Source organism: Ciceribacter sichuanensis, assembly GCF_024055605.1.
Classification (GTDB): Bacteria; Pseudomonadota; Alphaproteobacteria; order Rhizobiales; family Rhizobiaceae; genus Allorhizobium; species Allorhizobium sichuanense.
In genome coordinates this window covers 1-16983 of record NZ_JAMXLX010000006.1, presented here as the reverse complement: position 1 = coordinate 16983, position 16983 = coordinate 1, and the positions used below count along the sequence as shown (strand labels likewise).

Genomic DNA, 16983 nt, shown 5'->3' with positions numbered 1-16983 from the left:
CAATGGCCGCCATCACATCCGAAATATCGCCTCCGGCGCAGAGCGTTACCAAATCACCCGGTTTCTGGAGCGGCGTACTGTACCGCCTCTGTCGCGACCCCGTGGCCATAACCGCACTCGCGATCCTGCTTGTCCTCGTTCTTGTCGCGATCTTCGCCCCCTATCTCGCGCCCTATGATCCCACCAAGGGAAGCGTCATCAGGCGTCTCAAGCCGGTCGGCACGCCGGGATACATTCTTGGCACCGACGAACTCGGCCGCGACATGCTCTCCCGCCTGATCTACGGCGCACGGCTATCGCTTCTCATGGGAGTTATTCCCGTACCGATCGCTTTCGTTGTCGGTTCAACGATCGGAATCGTCGCCGGCTATGCGGGTGGCCTCACGAACACGCTGATCATGCGAACCGTCGACGTGTTCTACGCTTTCCCCTCGGTACTTCTCGCAGTCGCGCTCTCCGGCGCTCTCGGATCGGGGCTCACCAACGCGCTGGTATCGCTGACGGTGGTCTTCATCCCGCAGATAGCCCGGGTTGCCGAAAGCGTGACGACCCAGGTCCGCAGGCTCGACTATGTCGATGCGGCGCGAGCCTCCGGCGCTCCGCCCCTGACCATCATCCGCGTCCATATTCTGGGCAACGTGCTCGGCCCCATCTTCGTCTTCGCGACAAGCCTGATTTCCGTCTCGATGATCCTCGCCTCCGGCCTCTCGTTCCTCGGGCTCGGAGTTCGCCCGCCGGATGCGGAATGGGGGCTGATGCTCAACACACTGAGAACGGCGATCTACAACAATCCCTTGGTTGCCGCCCTTCCCGGCGTGATGATCTTCATCACCTCAATCTGCTTCAACCTCTTCTCAGACGGGCTGCGCACAGCCATGGACGTGAAACAATGATCAGCATCGTTGAAGAACCCGCCTATGACCTGCCGATCGGTGAACGGGGCGGCCCCGCCCAGCCATTGATCTCCGCAAAGGGGCTGCTGAAACACTTCCCGGTGAAGGGCAGCGGTTTCATGAAGCCGAAGAAAGTCGTCCGCGCCGTCGACGGCGTGGATTTCGAAATCCTCCGGGGTGAAACGCTTGGTGTCGTCGGCGAAAGCGGTTGTGGCAAATCGACAACCGCGCGGCTGCTGATGCAGCTCATCACGCCGGATCAGGGCGAACTCCTGTTCGACGGCGAGACAGTGGGCGCCACGCTCCCCCTGTCGGACTATCGCCGGCAGGTGCAGATGGTTTTCCAGGACAGCTACGCTTCGCTCAATCCAAGGCTGACGATCGAGGAGAGCATTGCTTTTGCCCCCCGCGTTCACGGCGTTCCGATAGGAAAGGCGATCAGCCGCGCCCACGACCTCCTGCACCGTGTGGGGCTGGAGCCGTCGCGGTTTGCGGGCCGCTATCCTCACGAACTGTCCGGCGGCCAGCGGCAGCGTGTCAACATCGCCCGGGCTCTGGCGCTGGAACCCCGGCTCGTCATTCTCGACGAAGCGGTGTCGGCGCTCGACAAATCGGTCGAGGCGCAGGTCCTGAACCTGCTTCTCGATCTCAAGCGGGATTTCGGCCTGACCTACCTGTTTATATCCCACGATCTCAATGTCGTGCGCTTCATGTGCGACCGGGTCATGGTCATGTATCTCGGCAAGGTCGCGGAGATCGGCAGCCGCGAAGCGATCTTTGAAAATACCCGCCATCCCTATTCGGCGGCGCTGCTGGCTTCCATGCCGAAAATGGATCCTTCCGAACGCACGCTCGAACCTCCGCTGACAGGCGATCCGCCAAACCCGATCGATCCGCCTCCGGGCTGTCGCTTCCACACGCGCTGCACGTTTGCGGAAAGCGTGTGCAGCGAGAAATTGCCGCCGCTCGCGGGGGTTTCGGACGAACAGTCGGCCGCCTGCCTGATGTCCGTGCCCCGATCGGGCCATAGCCGCTCCCCCATCCTGATGGAGGCATGACCATGTCCGCAGACACCATGATCGATATCTGCAATCTCTCGGTGACGTTCAACCGCGGCCGCAAGCCGGTCAAGGCCGTCAACGGGGTCAGCCTGTCGGTGCGGCCTGGCGAAGTCGTCGCGCTGCTTGGCGAATCCGGTTCCGGCAAGAGCGTCACCATGCGCTCACTCCTGCGCCTGCACCCCAAGGGAACGAAGATCGAAGGCTCGATGACCGTTGCCGGCCGGGATGTGATGGGACTTTCGGCCGGGGAACTTGGCGCCCTGCGCGGTGCCGTGGTCTCGATGGTTTTTCAGGAGCCGCGACTGGCGCTCGATCCGGTCTATACGCTGGGTAGCCAGATCGAGGAAACCATCATGCGCCACGAGAAGATTTCCCGTAAGGCGGCGGCGGCCAGGGCCCTGGCGCTTTTCCAGAAGGTCCGCATTCCCTCTGCCGAACGCCGCCTTCGGAACTATCCGCATGAAATGTCGGGCGGCATGCTGCAACGATCGATGATCGCCATGGCATTGGCCTGCAATCCGAAAGTGCTGCTCGCCGACGAACCGACAACCGCGCTTGACGCCACCGTGCAGATCCAGATCCTGTTGCTGATCCGCGAATTGCAGAAGGAATACGGGCTTTCCGTCATCTTCGTGACGCACGACATCGGCGTTGCGGCCGAGGTGGCCGACCGCATCGCGGTGATGTATGCTGGACGGATCGTGGAGGAAGGCAGGGTGGCGGATATCATTCGCGACCCAAGGCACCCCTACACGAAAGGTTTGCTCGGCGCGCGCGTTGAGCTCGCGCATGGCCGTGATCGGCTTGTCACCATTCCCGGCGCTCCACCGGATCTCGCCGCGATGCCGCCGGGTTGCGCCTTTGCGCCGCGTTGCCCGCAGGCTTCCGAAGGCTGCCTGAGCGAGGTTCCCGCCCTGCTGGCTGCCGGCGAAGCGACAAGGGTTGCCTGCGTGCAATATGCCTGACCGATACATACCGTGACTGAAAACAATAGTTGAGAGGGAGGCGGACGTGCGGTGGCGCACGTCCGGAGACGATGAAACGCATTGTTCTGATCAACCCCAACACTTCGCGCGTAACGACCGCGATGATGACGGATATCGCCCGTAGATACCTCAACGAGCGGTTTTCCATTGAGGGCGTCACCGTTGCCCGGGGCGTTCCGATGATCCTTGACGACATCCAGCTTGCGGTCGCCGCAGACGGCGTGGTCGAACTGGGACAGGACGTGGCCGGGCAGGCCGACGGATTGATCGTCAGCGCCTTCGGGGACCCGGGGCTCGAGCGTCTGAGACAATCGATCAACATTCCCGCCGTCGGCATCTGCGAGGCGGGAATGCTGGAAGCGTCGGCCGGCAGCCGTCGTTTCGGAATCGCGACCGTCACGCCGGATCTTGTGAAAAGCTTCGCGGCAAAGGCTGATGGGCTGGGCGTCAGCCATCTCTTCACCGGTACGCGACTGACGGACGGCGATCCGATAAAGCTTGCCTCGGAACCGGAGCGACTGTTGGCAGCGCTTGAGATCGCGGCTCAGGAATGCTTCGAGCGCGATGGCGCCGAGGCCGTGATCATTGGCGGCGGGCCGCTCGGGGAGGCCGCCGCGCAGCTCCAGCAACATTTCTCCGCGCCCGTGATCGCGCCGATCCGCTCTGCGGTCGAGCTGCTGTTGTCAAAAATCGCTCACGCTCCTCAGCCGGGTGCGAAAGCAGGCTGATGAAGCGCGCCGCTTTTTCTGTTGCAAGTAGATCGATGCCGAAGGAGAGTCTCTCTGCTCAGATTCTGGCGGAGTTCCCGGTGCCCAAGGATAGATCGTTCCTGTATCGCGTAAGGCAGGCGTTGCCCGATCTTCACCCGGCAGAAAAACGCCTTGGCGAGTTCGTTTGCGATTTTCCCGGCGAGCTTGCCAGTTACTCCGCGCAGGAACTTGCCATCCTCGCCCATGTCTCGAAGGCGACGGTAACCCGCTTCATCCAGCGCCTGGGATATGAGAACTACGAAGAAGCGCGCCGCCACGCGCGAGCTGAGAAACAGACCGGCTCGCGGCTGTTTCTGACCAGCGCAGCGGATGTTTCCACCGCCCAGTCGGTACAAGCACATATCAGTCAGGGTGTCGCCAATCTCGAGGCGACATTCCTTTCCATCACCGACGGTCAGATCGAGGCCGTGGCGCAGGCTTTGCTCCAGGCACGCAAAGTTTGGGTACTCGGTTTCAGGAGCAGCCATCCCTTTGCCTCCTACCTGCAATGGCAGTTGACGCAGGTGGTCGAGGAGATCGTCGCAATTCCCGGAGCCGGGCAGACACTGGGAGAACATCTCGTCAGCGTCCAGGAAGACGACATGGTCATATTCTTCGCCATGCGCCGGCGGATCGCACAGATCGACACGATCATTTCGCTGATCCGAAAGTCCAAGGCGAAGCTTGTCTACATCACCGATGAAAGCGCACCCTTCGAGGGCGGCGCCAACTGGCATTTCAGCTGCCAGACCTTGGCGCCCGGCCCGTTGTTCAATCACACGGCCGTCATGGCGCTTTGCCATCTGCTGATCACCCGCTGCCTTGAAAAAGCAGGACCCGAAGGCCGCAAACGGCTTCGCACGATCGAAGCGCTCAACGAAGGTCTCGACGAACTATAGTCGTGCAATCCCGAAAGGTTGTTCTCGTACAAGGCGTTTGTGCACGGATCGTTTATTGTGGGTGAGATAAGCGGCCTGGATCGAACCAGACCAGCGCATTTGCTATGCCGTCCAAACACAATTCCGCCCGCCGCCATCATATCGGCGAGATGATGTTCAAGGCTATGAACTGGCCGGAATATAAAGCCGACCTTCGTCGGTGTGGCAGTCTGATGCTTTGGATGACAAAGGATGCTCGATCATCCTGGTAAACACCGAAGCGGACGACGCGGTGGAGCGGCCGGATAGCAATCTCCCGGCGACGCGACCGTCATATCGTGGCGACCAACGCGGATGGCAGAATGAAATGGCAGGCCGCCACCGGTAAGGCAGGCGCTCATTGGTCGAGACCGCGGTCGGTCGATACAAGTCGATCATCGGACACCGACTGCGGGCTCGTTGGTTCACAACACAACAGACGAAATTCGCCATCGGCCGCACCGTCCTCAATCGAACGCTGGCATGCGCGTAACGGCGTGCATTGATGATGCCTTTCCGGTAAATCTCGTTGCTGTCATTTGCATTCGGTAGCGGGTAGGGGCGTTCTTATTGACCACCCATAACCCCCCTCCCTCCAAGTTCGAAAGGCGCAGGCAATCATGCCCAGACATCGTGTCGTTATCGTCGGGGCCGGCTTTGCCGGCCTGAAACTCGCCAATGATCTCAAGGGCGGGTCGGTGGACATCACTATTATCGACCGGAGGAACCATCATCTCTTCCAGCCGCTTCTCTATCAGGTCGCTACGACCGTGTTGGCGACCTCGGAAATCGCCTGGCCGATCCGTAGTCTTTATCGGAACCGGCCGGAGGTGACCACGCTGCTTGGGGAGGTGGTCGGTGTCGACCTGTCGGAACATACCGTTTCCCTTCGGGACGGGCAGGGCATTTCTTATGACACGCTGGTTCTGGCGACAGGTGCGCGGCACGCCTATTTCGGTCATGACGAATGGGAGAAAGTGGCGCCGGGTCTGAAAACCCTCGAGGATGCGACGACGATCCGCAGGCGGGTGTTGCTGGCGTTCGAAAAGGCGGAAATGGAGCCAGATCCGGAAAGACGCAAGGCTCTGCTGACCTTCATGGTTGTCGGTGGCGGCGCAACCGGCGTGGAGCTTGCCGGCATGATTGCGGAACTAGCGCATCGCGCCCTTTATCGGGAATTTCGGCACATCGACACCAGGACCGCGAAAATCCTGCTGGTCGAGGCAGGCCCTCGCATTCTTCCGGTCTTCACGCCGGAGCTTTCCGAATACGGCAGGCAGGCGCTGGAGAAACTGGGGGTCGATGTACGCACCGGCAAGTCAGTGACGGACTGCAGTGCCGAGGGCGTCAAGATCGGGGATGAATTCATTGCCAGCCAGACGCTGATCTGGGCAGCGGGCGTGCGCGCATCGAAGGCGGCGGTGTGGCTGGGCGTCGAGGCGGACAGGGCGGGACGCGTTGTGGTCCGCTCCGACCTGACGGTGCCAGAAATGCCGGATGTCTTCGTCATCGGGGACACCGCCTCCGTCGTCAGCGAAAACGGCAGGCCGGTGCCAGGCATCGCCCCCGCTGCCAAACAGCAGGGCGCCTATGTGGCGAAGGTGATTGCCCGCAGACTTGCGGGAGCGGAGCCGCCCAGGCCGTTCGTTTATCATCATCAGGGAAACCTCGCCACGATCGGCCGCCGTGCGGCCGTCGTCGAATTCGGCAGGCTCAAGCTGAAGGGGAGTATCGCCTGGTGGATCTGGGGGTTGGCGCACATTTTCTTCCTGATCGGAACCCGTAGCCGCATCGCAGTCGCGGCAAGCTGGCTCTGGGTATTCCTACGCGGCCAGCATTCGGCCCGATTGATAACCCAAAGGGAAACGATACAGGACATGGACAGTTGAACACATTGAGTGTGGCCGCCATGGCTGGGTTATTCGCCAGCGGTTGGGCAGTAATGCCGACCATCGTTATGGAGTTGGGGATTCCTCCAAAGCCGACTGGTATGAGCGGGCAGGGCGATGTCAGCTTGTCTGCAGCTTAAGGGTTGGCGGATGATGGGGTTGAGATGAACAGGCCCATCATCCGCTACGCGGGCCTGCGTTTTCCATCGTGGATCATCGCTCATGCGGTCTGAACGCAGGGGGTTCGGCATGCCGGCGTCTTGCAGCGTTTAATCCCGTTCTTGCGGTCGATCCAGTAATACAGGTTGGCAAGGCCGGCCCAGGCGAGCGCATCAGCAAGACGCCCGTTTGAGCCGGTCCTCATCGATCATGAAGGCAAACCCGATGGGCGATGGCGTCAGGCCATGAACCAGGGCGGCGGCGATCAACGCATCCGCTTCGTCGACGGTCCCGCGGTAACTCTGCCGATAAGTGGCACCTTGATGAAATGGTCGTGGCGATCAAAGGGAAGAAATACCGGCTTTGGCGCGCGTCGATGCCGACGGGTGCGTTCTCGATGCTCTGCTGCAAAATAGCAGGAATATGAAGGTAGCTCTTCGGCTGATGCGCAAGCTACTGAAGGGCCAGAGGATGGCACCGCGCGTCATGGTGACCGACACGCTGCCGCCAAAGTTGAATTGATGCCGCGCGTCGAGCATCGCTCGCATAAGGGCGTCAACAACCGCGCAGAAAACTCTCATCTTCCTCTTCGACGACGAGAACGGCGCATGATGCGCTTCAAGTCGACACGGCAATGCCAACGCTTCGTCTCAAGCCATGGTCATATCGCAAATCTTTTTCATCTTCACCGCAAACATCTGACCGTCGCCGATCACCGCCAGCTCCGAGCTCATGCCATTTCGACCTGGCGCGAAATCGCCTTGTTGATCGCTGCCTAAAGCTTGGTACACGAATCCTCGCCGCGAATTGCTACCAGTTAAGACGGCGCCACCATTCAGCCTCGTGTTCCGTCACCATTCGAACGGCCCGAGCGCGGATTTCAGGAGAGAATTTGTTCGTCGTCTTGCTCGTCATAGACCCTACCTCTCACGACTCGGGGTCTCCGCCAAACCCGGCGCGGTTCAGGTCCTGGCTATCTCGTGCTATGGGCGCTGGATAGTAACCTACAAGTCCTCTGGAACCTTTCCGCATCGCCGGGTAGAAGGGTAAGGATTCGAGGGGCTTGAAAAATGGCAGAAAAGATCGACACGGTTGACGAAGAGAAGGATCAGAAAGCGCCTCGCAGCCAAACCCTGCTGCGCGGGCTCGATATCCTCGATGCCGTGGCTGACAAGTCCCGTACGATCCAGGATATCGCCGCCATCACCGGGCTGACGTACAGCACGGTGCACCGCATCGTTTCTGTTCTCCTCGAACGGCGTTTTCTGAAGGCCGACAATGCGCGCGAATTCGGGCTCGGACCCCGCCTCATCGAGCTTGGCTTTTCCGCCTATTCTCGGGTCGATCTCGTGCAGGTCGCGCGCCCATTCCTGGAGGAGCTGTCGCGGCTCACGCGCGACACTGTGCACCTGGCGCAGCGCGAGGGATGGGAAGTGGCCTATCTCGACAAGCTGCGCGGCACGCGTCCGGTCGAGATCAGCTCGCGCATCGGCGGGCGCAAGCCGGTGATTTCCACCGGCGTCGGCAAGGCGCTGATGCTGGACGAGCCCACAGCCGTTCTGTCGGAACTGTACCAGCGCGACCACCAGTTGCTGCCCGGCAACATGACCGAGGCCGACTGGCTGATCCAGATGGCGAACTATCGCTCGGGCGGCTATGCCTATGACCTCGGCGAGGACCAGTCCTCCATCCGCTGCGTCGCCGCTCCGCTGCGCGATGCGACAGGCCGCGTCATCGCTGCGATCTCCGTTTCCTCGACGCTCGAATTCATGCCGCCGTCGCGTATGCGGGACCTCGTGCCGGAGGTCCAGCGCGTGGCGCGCGCCATCTCCTCGGAACTCGGCGCACGGACAAGTTGAGGCTTTTGCGTGCGCGTTTTCTAACCAACAAACCCACGAGAACAAAAGGATAAATCACCGGCAGGGATCCCGCCATCGCCGGTGCGACCGGGTTCATCCCTGGGTAAATCCCGACTTGAACAGCAACAACCCGACGCGGGCTTGCGACGGGTTGTTGCTGCGGCGGGACCATCGGCTGAACTTTCGTTCAGAGCACCTTGCCGGGGTTGAGAATGCCCTTCGGATCGAGGCTTGCCTTCAGCTGGCGCAGCATGGCGAGTTCGTTTTCCGAACGGCTATAGACGAGCCAGGGCTTCTTGTGCAGGCCAATGCCGTGTTCGGCCGAGACGGAACCGCCATAGGTGCGGATGATCTCGTAGACAGTCCTCTCGATGCCGTGGCCGGTCGGGTCGATCTGCGAAATCGGGCCGGCAACGAGATGGATGTTGCTGTCGCCGGCATGGCCGAAGAAGATCACCTGCAGGGCGGGAAAGGCTGTCGTCAGCGCGGCGCGGATTTCTTCCACGCAGTCTCCGATGCGCGAGAGCGGAACCGAAACATCGAAATTGATGGTGGGGGCGCGGCGGGACAGGATCTCGGCGATACCGTCGCGCAAAGACCAGAAGGTCTCCACGTCGCGCTGCGACTGGGCAACGGCAGCATCCGATATCAGACCGGCCTCGAACGCCGCTTCGAGCATGGTCTCGAAAACAGGCCTTTCGGCATCCGGATCGGCGCCCTGCATTTCGACCAGCACATAGACGGGATGATCCGGATCGACCGGCGCCCGCAGACCCGTTTCCGCGAGAACCGCCCGGTAGTAATCGTTCCACATCAGTTCGAACGCGGTGACACGGCCCGAAAGAGTACGTTGGGCATGACGCAGCAGGCCGGCGGCCGCCGCGAAATCGGGCACTGCCACCAGCGCCGCATTGGCCCCGGCAACTCCCGGATGCAGCTTCAACACCGCCTTGGTGATGACGCCGAGCGTGCCCTCCGAACCGATGAAGAGATGCTTCAGGTCGAGTGCGGCATTGTTCTTCGGCATGCGGTTCATCATGGAAAGGATCGTGCCGTCCGCCAGCACGACCTCAAGACCGAGCACGAGATCGCGCGTCATGCCGTAGCGAATGACGCGGTTGCCGCCGGCATTGGTGGCGATATTGCCGCCGATCTGGCAGGAGCCGCGCGCGCCGAGATCGAGCGGAAAGGAAAAGCCCGCCTCCAGTGCCGCTTCCTGGATGCGCTGCAGAATACAGCCGGCACCAACCACCATCAGGCCCGAAGCCGCATCGATTTCCTCTATCCGGTCAAGGCCGGCCAGCGAAAGCAGCACCGCGCCCTCGCTCGGCACGGCACCGCCGGCAAGACCCGAACGGCCACCCTGCGGCACGACGGGGGTGGAAAAATCGTGGCAAAGCTTCAGCACGGCCGCAACAGCCGCTGTATCTCGCGGCGTGACCAGCGCCAGCGGGACGCCGCCGCGCTCGTCGCTCCAGTCGCGCAGCGCCGCTTCCGGCACCTCGCCGCCAGCCTTCAGGTTGCTCGCGCCGACGGCTTCCTGAAGGGCCGCTATAAGGGTCGCGCTCGGGTTTTCGGGTTGCATGATGTCCTCCCAGTCTGCTTTTCCACCGATTTACTGGCCAAAATTCTCACATATTGCAAATTGATTTTACTATTTGACAAAAAAATCCACGTCTGTTTAGTTCGTGGCGCTGGGGAGGAGCGGAGGCATCACCTCGCGTCCAGCTTCTATTTTGAAGTGCCCGGCTGAAAAACCGGAAACCGCTCTGGTTTTCCGCACTATTTGGGAGGATAGACATGTCACTTATGAATGCCGCGCAGGTTCTGCGCGCAGGTATCGTTGCTGCCTTTGCCGTAGCCGTTTCGTATGGCACCGCCGCACAGGCCGAGCCTGAAATTGTCTTTCGCGCCGCCCATGCCTCGGCGCCGACCTCGACGGGCCACAAGGCATTCGAATTCCTCGACAAGGAGCTGCGCGAAAAGTCCGGCGGCCGCATGGGCCTTGAGATTTTCCCGAATTCGCAGCTGGGAGGCGAACGTGAGCTGACCGAAAACATCCAGTTCGGCAATGTCGACCTGACCTTCGTTTCATCGGCTCCGGTCGCCTCGTTCGCCCCGCAGTTCTTCGCCTTCGACGTTCCCTTCCTGTTCAAGAACCGCGAGCAGGCCTACAAGGTGCTTGACGGAGAAGTCGGCCAGGAGATCCTGAAGTCGCTCGACGACAAGGGCATGGTTGGCCTCGCCTATTGGGAAAACGGCTTCCGCCAGCTGACCAATAACAAGAAGGAAATCCGCTCGCCGGCCGACTTGGCAGGCCTGAAGATGCGCACCATGGAAAACGAGGTGCATATCGCGGCATGGCGCGCCGAGGGTGCAAACCCGGCTCCGCTCGCCTTCAACGAGCTGTTCACCGCGCTTCAGCAGGGAACCTTCGATGCCCAGGAAGGCCCGATCAACCTGTTCTACGACATGAAGTTCAACGAGGTGCAGAAATACATCTCGAAGACCAACCACATCTATTCGCCATGGCCGCTGCTCGGTAATCCGGACAAGCTCGCCAGCCTGAGCGCGGAAGACCGCGCGATCTTCGACCAGGCCGTCAAGGATGCGACCGCCTACCAGCGCGGTCTCGCCAAGGATGCCGACGACAAGGCCGAAGCCGCGATGACCAACGTGAAGTTCGCGACGCTGACCCCGGAAGAGCTGAAGGCTTTCTCGGACAAGGCAGCCCCGATCGTAGAACTCGTCAAGCAGAAGGCCGGAGCCGATCTGGTGGACCGTCTGCTCGCCGCCGCTGCCCAGTAAAGCACCGCGCAATGAACGGCCCGGCGAACAAGCATCGCCGGGCAATCCCATTCGGACAAACGAACTGACCGTCAAAGCGGCAGACAGCGCCCGGGGCAGATCCCCGCGCGGCGCCGGAGAGACACATGCTCAAAATCATCGATGAGCATTTCGAGGAGGCGATCGTCGTAGCCCTCATGGCTTTGATGTCGATCCTTATCGGGGTGCAGATCTTCATGCGCTACGTGATGGGCGCTTCCCTTTCCTGGTCGGAAGAGCTGTCGCGCTACTTCTTCATCTGGGCGACCTATATCGGCATCGCCTATGCGGTGCGCAAGGACGCCCATATCCGCGTGACCATGGGCACCGACCTCCTGTCGCGTACCGGCCAGACTTACGTCCGGGTCCTGACTCATGTGGTCTTCGGCGCATTTGCCCTGTTCGTCATGTATCAGGGCTGGTTCATGGTCGAAAAGACCTTCCGCTTCGGCCAGAAATCCGCCTCGCTCGGCATTCCCATGGGCATCATCTATCTGGCGCCCTTCACTGGCTTCCTGCTGGTGGTACTTCGCCTGCTGCAGGCCATCGTGCTCGACCTGCGCGGCGCCCGGGAAGGAGCAGCCCAATGATCACGCTCATTCTTTTCGGTCTTCTTGCCGTCCTGCTGCTGTTTTCCGTTCCGATCGCCATCTCGCTGGGTATCGCCTCGACGCTGGCGCTTATCGTATCGGGCAAGGTTTCCGGCTCTTATGTCCCTCAGGGCCTCGTGACCTCGATCGACAGCTTTCCGTTGATGGCCGTCCCGTTCTTCATTCTCGCCGGCGACCTCATGGGGCAGGGCGGCCTGTCGCAGCGTCTGATCAATGTCGGGCGCATGTTCTTCGGTCGCTATACGGGCGGCATGGCGATCATCGCGGTCGTCACCTGCATCTTCTTCGCCGCAATCTCCGGCTCCGGCCCGGCGACCGTCGCCGCCGTCGGCACGATCCTGCTGCCGGCCATGGCGAAGGACGGCTACAAGCCGAGCTTCTCCTCGGGCCTCATTTCCTGCTCCGGTTCGCTCGGCGTCATCATCCCGCCGTCGATCCCCATGGTCATCTATGCCACCTCGGCCAATGTCTCGGTGTCCAAGATGTTCATGGGCGGCGTGGTGCCAGGCCTGCTGATCGGCTTTGCCCTCATCGCCTATGCCTGGTGGCAGTCGAAGCGCGACGGCCAGAAGCCCGGCGATTATCGTCCCTCGAGCCGTGAAATGCTGGCTGTCCTGAATGACGCCAAGTGGGCGCTCATGGTGCCGGTCATCATCCTCGGAGGCATCTATGGCGGTATTTTCACCCCCACGGAAGCTGCAGCCGTCGGCGTGATCTACGGCTTCGTGGTCGGCACCTTCGTCTACAAGGAGCTGAGCCTCAAGGATCTGTACAAGATCTTCGCCGGTTCCGGCCTGACCTCCGCCACCATCATGCTGATCGTCGGCACCGCCACCATCTTCGGCCGGGCGCTCGCCATCGAGGGTGTACCGGTGATGCTGGCGAACGCTATCACCTCGACTGTCGATCAAGCATGGCTCTTGCTGCTCGCCATTAACGTGATCCTGCTGATCGTCGGCACCTTCATGGAAACCATCGCCGCGATCATCATCCTGACGCCGATCCTTCTGCCGCTGGTAACGGCTCTCGGTGTCAGTGCGGAACACTTCGGCATCGTCATGATCGTCAATCTGGCGATCGGCATGGTGACGCCACCCGTCGGCGTCAACCTGTTCGTCGCCTCCCGCGTCTCCGGCCTTTCGCTCGAGACCGTGGTGAAGGGTGCGATCACCCCGATGATCGTGATGATCGCCGTGCTGATGATCATCACCTATGTGCCGGCGCTTTCGCTGGCGCTGCCTGCCCTCTTCGGAATGTAATGTAAAGGATACGCAAGATGAGCAAGAAACTCAGGGCGGTCATCATCGGGCCGGGCAATATCGGCACCGACCTGCTGATGAAGATGCAGCGCTCGCAATGGGTGGAGCCGGTCTGGATGGTCGGCATCGACCCCGCTTCGGAAGGCCTGAAGCGGGCGGCCGAAATGGGCATCAAGACCTGCGCCACCGGCGTCGATGGCGTGCTGGAGCATGTGCTGGCAGACGACATCCGCGTCGCCTTCGATGCTACCTCCGCCTATGCCCATGCGGAAAATTCCCGCAAGCTCAACGAGCTCGGCGTGATCATGGTCGATCTGACGCCTGCGGCCATCGGCCCGTTCTGCATTCCGCCGGTCAACCTGGCGGATCATGCCAAGCGTCTCGAGATGAACGTCAACATGGTCACCTGCGGCGGCCAGGCCACCATTCCGATGGTGGCTGCGGTCTCCCGCGTGCAGCCGGTGGAATATGGCGAGATCATCGCCGCCGTTTCCTCTCGTTCGGTCGGTCCGGGCACCCGCAAGAACATCGACGAGTTCACCCGCACCACGGCGCATGCCATCGAGAAGGTCGGCGGCGCAAAGCGCGGCAAGGCGATCATCATTGTCAATCCGGCAGAACCGCCCCTCCTCATGCGCGACACCGTGCATGTGCTGACGGAAGGCGAACCGGATCAGGCAGCGATCACCGAGAGCGTGAAGGCCATGGCCGCCGAAGTGCAGAAATACGTGCCCGGCTACAAGGTCGTGAACGGCCCGGTCTTCGACGGCAAGCGCGTATCGATCTACCTCGAGGTCGAAGGTCTCGGCGACTTCCTGCCGAAATATGCCGGCAACCTCGACATCATGACGGCGGCAGCCCTGCGCACCGCCGAACTTTTCGCGGAAGAGGCCGTCAAGGGCGTCTTCACCCTGCCGGCACGCGGCTGAGGAGATTGAAATGAGCATCGAAGGACGCAAGATCACCCTTCACGAGATGAGCCTGCGCGACGGCATGCATGCCAAGCGCCACCAGATTTCCATCGAGCAGATGGTCGAGATCGCCAAGGCCGCTGACGACGCCGGCATGCCGTGGATCGAGGTGACCCATGGCGACGGGCTGGGCGGCGCTTCCGTGAACTACGGCTTCTCGGCGGCAACCGACGAGGAATACCTTTCGGCCGTCATCCCGCACATGAAGAAGGTCAGGGTTTCGGCGCTTCTCCTGCCCGGCATCGGCACCGTGGACACGCTGAAGCGCGCCATGGATTGCGGCATCTCCGGCGTGCGCGTCGCCACCCACTGCACCGAGGCCGACTGCGCCGAACAACACATCACCTATGCCGCGAAGACGGGTCTCGACACCGTCGGCTTCCTGATGATGTCGCACCGTGCCAGCCCGGAAAAGCTGGTCGAGCAGGCGCTTCTGATGGAAAGCTATGGCGCCAACTGCGTCTATTGCACCGACTCGGCGGGCCACATGCTGCCTGATGACGTGACCGCCCGCGTCACCGCCATCCGCGCGGCGCTGAAGCCGGAAACCGAACTCGGCTTCCACGGCCACCATAATCTCGGCATGGGTATCGCCAATTCGGTGGCCGCCGTTGCCGCAGGCGCAAACCGCATCGACGGCGCGATCGCGGGCCTTGGCGCCGGCGCCGGCAATGCCGCGACCGAACTGCTGGTCGCGGTGTTCGAGCGCATGGGCACCATCACCGGCGTCGACCTCTTCAAGATCATGGACGCCGCCGAGGATCTGGTCGTGCCGATGATGGATCGTCCGATCCGCGTCGACCGCGGCTCCTTGGTTCTCGGATATGCCGGCGTCTATTCGTCCTTCCTGCTGTTTGCCGAGCGCGCGGAAAAGCGTTACGGCGTTCCTGCCCGCGATCTGCTCCTGGAACTCGGCCGCCGCGGTATGGTCGGCGGTCAGGAAGACATGATCGAGGACCTGGCGCTGACGATGTCGCGCGCTGCAAAGGCTTGACCCCCGGGCCATCTGGATAAACCCGGATATCGCACTTCGCAGCGGTGATGCCGTTGCGAAGTGCTGATCGAGGAATTAAGCGTTCCGTCTGCCGCATTCGTCGGCAATACACGAAGGCCCGAGAATATCGAGAGGCTTTCGACGTCAGGGAAATGGAGCAGGATATTGAACCCGACCACGATCCAGTTGATCGCTGCCCTTTTGTTCGCGGTCGCCATCCTGCACACGTTTTCGGTCAAGCTGTTCGAAAGGCTGGCCCATAGCGATCCTCGCCATGGCGGCGTCTGGCATCTGCTGGCAGAGGTCGAGGTCGTCTTCGGCTTCTGGGCGATGGTGATGATGCTCTTCATGTTCGCCATCGAAGGATCGCAAACCGCCACCCATTATCTCGACGGGCGAAACTTCGCCGAACCCATGTTCGTTTTCGCCATCATGGTGATTGCCGCGACGCGCCCGGTTCTGCAGTTCAGTCAGGCGGTGGTCAAGGCCATCGCTTCTATCCTGCCGGTGCGCCCGCAGATCGCCTCGTTCTTTACCGTGCTGTTCGTCGTGCCGCTTCTCGGCTCTTTCATCACCGAGCCGGCCGCGATGACCGTCGGCGCGATGATCCTTTCCGCCGGCACGTTTTCGCGCGGCATCTCGCCCCGGCTGAAATATGCGGCCCTTGCCGTCCTCTTCGTCAACGTTTCCATCGGCGGCACACTGACGCCGTTCGCCGCGCCCCCGATCCTGATGGTTGCCGGCAAATGGAGCTGGGGCATGCCGTTCATGCTGGAGACCTTCGGCTGGCGCTCGGTGCTGGCGACAGCCGTAAATGCCGGACTTCTCGCCTTCCTTTTCCGCAAGGAGCTTGCGGCCCTGCCGTCCGGCTCGGAAACGGTGGCCAACCGGGTGCCGGTGCCGCTGATCGCGGTGCATCTCGCCTTCCTCGCGCTGGTGGTGACCTTCTCCCATCATCCGGCGGTGTTCCTTGCGCTCTTCCTGTTTTTCCTCGGCGTCACCCAGGCCTACCGCGCCCATCAGGACCGCCTGATGCTACGCGAGGGCCTGCTGGTCGCCTTCTTCCTTGCGGGCCTCGTAGTGCTGGGCGGACAGCAGCAATGGTGGCTGCAGCCACTGTTGATGAGCATGAATTCCGACGCGATCTACTTCGGTGCGACGGCGTTGACAGCTGTCACCGACAATGCTGCGCTCACCTATCTCGGCTCGCTGGTCGATGGCCTGACGGACGAGTTCAAATATGCCCTCGTTGCAGGTGCGGTCACCGGTGGCGGCCTGACCGTGATCGCCAACGCGCCCAATCCGGCCGGCCTGAGCATCCTCAAAGGCCATTTCGAGGACGAGACAGTCAACCCGCTTGGTTTGCTGGCCGCGGCAATACCGCCGACGCTCGTCGCCATCGTTGTCTTCTGGTTTATGTGAAACGGAACCGGGATTGCTCCTTTTCTGGCGCTGTCACGGCCACGTGTTGTGAGGAGCGGCTGCGATAGACGCCCGCGCATGAATACTTCGCCAGTCAGCGACAAGCGCCATTGCTTCCCACCCCAGCTCATCGCCCATGCGGTCTGGCTCTATTTTCGGTTTCCGCTGAGCCTGCGCCTTGTTGAGGCGTTGTTGCTGGAGCGCGGCATTGCGGTCTCCTATGAAACGATCCGCCGCCGGGGAAAGACGTTCGGCCCGGATTATGCGCGTCGCCTTTGCCGCAAGATGCCCGGCAGGAACGATGTGTGGCCTCTGGACGAGGTCGTCATCACCATTGCCGGCAGGAAACACTGGCTATGGCGGGCCGTCGATCAGGACGGCTACGTG

General features: G+C 61.6%; 14 protein-coding genes and 3 pseudogenes. 16 read left to right on the top strand and 1 reads right to left on the bottom strand.

The annotated features are described in order from the left end of the window. The first annotated feature begins 2 nt into the window (after positions 1-2). The 9 genes and pseudogenes from NBH21_RS17460 (at position 3) to NBH21_RS17420 (ending at position 8513) form a co-directional block, all read left to right on the top strand. Positions 3-893 (top strand): ABC transporter permease, encoded by an 891-nt coding sequence (locus NBH21_RS17460; protein ID WP_250912867.1) that lies wholly within the window; start codon positions 3-5, stop codon positions 891-893. Continuing rightward, positions 890-1951 carry an ABC transporter ATP-binding protein gene (locus NBH21_RS17455; protein ID WP_250912868.1) on the top strand — a complete coding sequence of 354 codons (1062 nt, stop codon included), beginning with the start codon at positions 890-892 and terminating at the stop codon, positions 1949-1951. The genes NBH21_RS17460 and NBH21_RS17455 overlap by 4 nt, the downstream gene beginning before the upstream one ends. Continuing rightward, entirely contained in the window at positions 1948-2919 is a 972-nt protein-coding gene (locus tag NBH21_RS17450) for an ABC transporter ATP-binding protein (protein ID WP_250912869.1), read from the top strand. Before NBH21_RS17455 ends, NBH21_RS17450 begins: the two co-directional genes overlap by 4 nt. A 71-nt stretch (positions 2920-2990) precedes the next feature. Continuing rightward, positions 2991-3668 carry an aspartate/glutamate racemase family protein gene (locus NBH21_RS17445; protein ID WP_250912870.1) on the top strand — a complete coding sequence of 226 codons (678 nt, stop codon included), beginning with the start codon at positions 2991-2993 and terminating at the stop codon, positions 3666-3668. 35 nt (positions 3669-3703) lie between these two features. Beyond that, a complete protein-coding gene (locus NBH21_RS17440) occupies positions 3704-4588 on the top strand; it encodes a MurR/RpiR family transcriptional regulator (protein ID WP_250912871.1) in 885 nt (294 codons plus the stop codon). 295 nt (positions 4589-4883) lie between these two features. Next, positions 4884-5099: pseudogene (locus NBH21_RS26270) on the top strand (IS5/IS1182 family transposase); the annotation flags it as partial. 127 nt (positions 5100-5226) lie between these two features. After that, positions 5227-6495 (top strand): NAD(P)/FAD-dependent oxidoreductase, encoded by a 1269-nt coding sequence (locus tag NBH21_RS17430; RefSeq protein ID WP_250912872.1) that lies wholly within the window; start codon positions 5227-5229, stop codon positions 6493-6495. A gap of 430 nt (positions 6496-6925) precedes the next feature. Next, positions 6926-7433: pseudogene (locus NBH21_RS17425) on the top strand (IS6 family transposase); the annotation flags it as partial. A gap of 291 nt (positions 7434-7724) precedes the next feature. Continuing rightward, positions 7725-8513 carry an IclR family transcriptional regulator gene (locus NBH21_RS17420; protein ID WP_250912873.1) on the top strand — a complete coding sequence of 263 codons (789 nt, stop codon included), beginning with the start codon at positions 7725-7727 and terminating at the stop codon, positions 8511-8513. Positions 8514-8700: 187 nt separating this feature from the next. Here NBH21_RS17420 and NBH21_RS17415 read toward each other — a convergent pair whose 3' ends face one another. Continuing rightward, positions 8701-10098 carry an FAD-binding oxidoreductase gene (locus NBH21_RS17415; protein WP_250912874.1) on the bottom strand — a complete coding sequence of 466 codons (1398 nt, stop codon included), beginning with the start codon at positions 10096-10098 and terminating at the stop codon, positions 8701-8703. 215 nt (positions 10099-10313) lie between these two features. Between NBH21_RS17415 and NBH21_RS17410 the strand changes: the two genes are divergently transcribed. From NBH21_RS17410 to NBH21_RS17380, 7 genes and pseudogenes are all read left to right on the top strand, one after another. Further along, a complete protein-coding gene (locus tag NBH21_RS17410) occupies positions 10314-11321 on the top strand; it encodes a TRAP transporter substrate-binding protein (protein WP_250912875.1) in 1008 nt (335 codons plus the stop codon). 125 nt (positions 11322-11446) lie between these two features. Continuing rightward, a complete protein-coding gene (locus tag NBH21_RS17405) occupies positions 11447-11929 on the top strand; it encodes a TRAP transporter small permease (RefSeq protein ID WP_250912876.1) in 483 nt (160 codons plus the stop codon). Then, the gene (locus NBH21_RS17400) at positions 11926-13209 is read left to right on the top strand and encodes a TRAP transporter large permease (protein WP_250912877.1); all 1284 of its coding nucleotides are present in this window, start codon (positions 11926-11928) and stop codon (positions 13207-13209) included. The genes NBH21_RS17405 and NBH21_RS17400 overlap by 4 nt, the downstream gene beginning before the upstream one ends. 17 nt (positions 13210-13226) lie before the next feature. Beyond that, complete coding sequence (locus tag NBH21_RS17395; RefSeq protein ID WP_250912878.1) at positions 13227-14138, top strand: acetaldehyde dehydrogenase (acetylating); 912 nt, start codon at positions 13227-13229, stop codon at positions 14136-14138. A 10-nt stretch (positions 14139-14148) separates the two neighbouring features. Further along, positions 14149-15174: a 4-hydroxy-2-oxovalerate aldolase gene (gene dmpG, locus NBH21_RS17390; RefSeq protein WP_250912879.1), complete on the top strand. Its 1026-nt coding sequence runs from the start codon at positions 14149-14151 to the stop codon at positions 15172-15174. A 165-nt stretch (positions 15175-15339) separates the two neighbouring features. Then, entirely contained in the window at positions 15340-16596 is a 1257-nt protein-coding gene (locus NBH21_RS17385; protein WP_250912880.1) for a putative Na+/H+ antiporter, read from the top strand. A gap of 78 nt (positions 16597-16674) precedes the next feature. After that, positions 16675-16983: pseudogene (locus NBH21_RS17380) on the top strand (DDE-type integrase/transposase/recombinase); the annotation flags it as partial.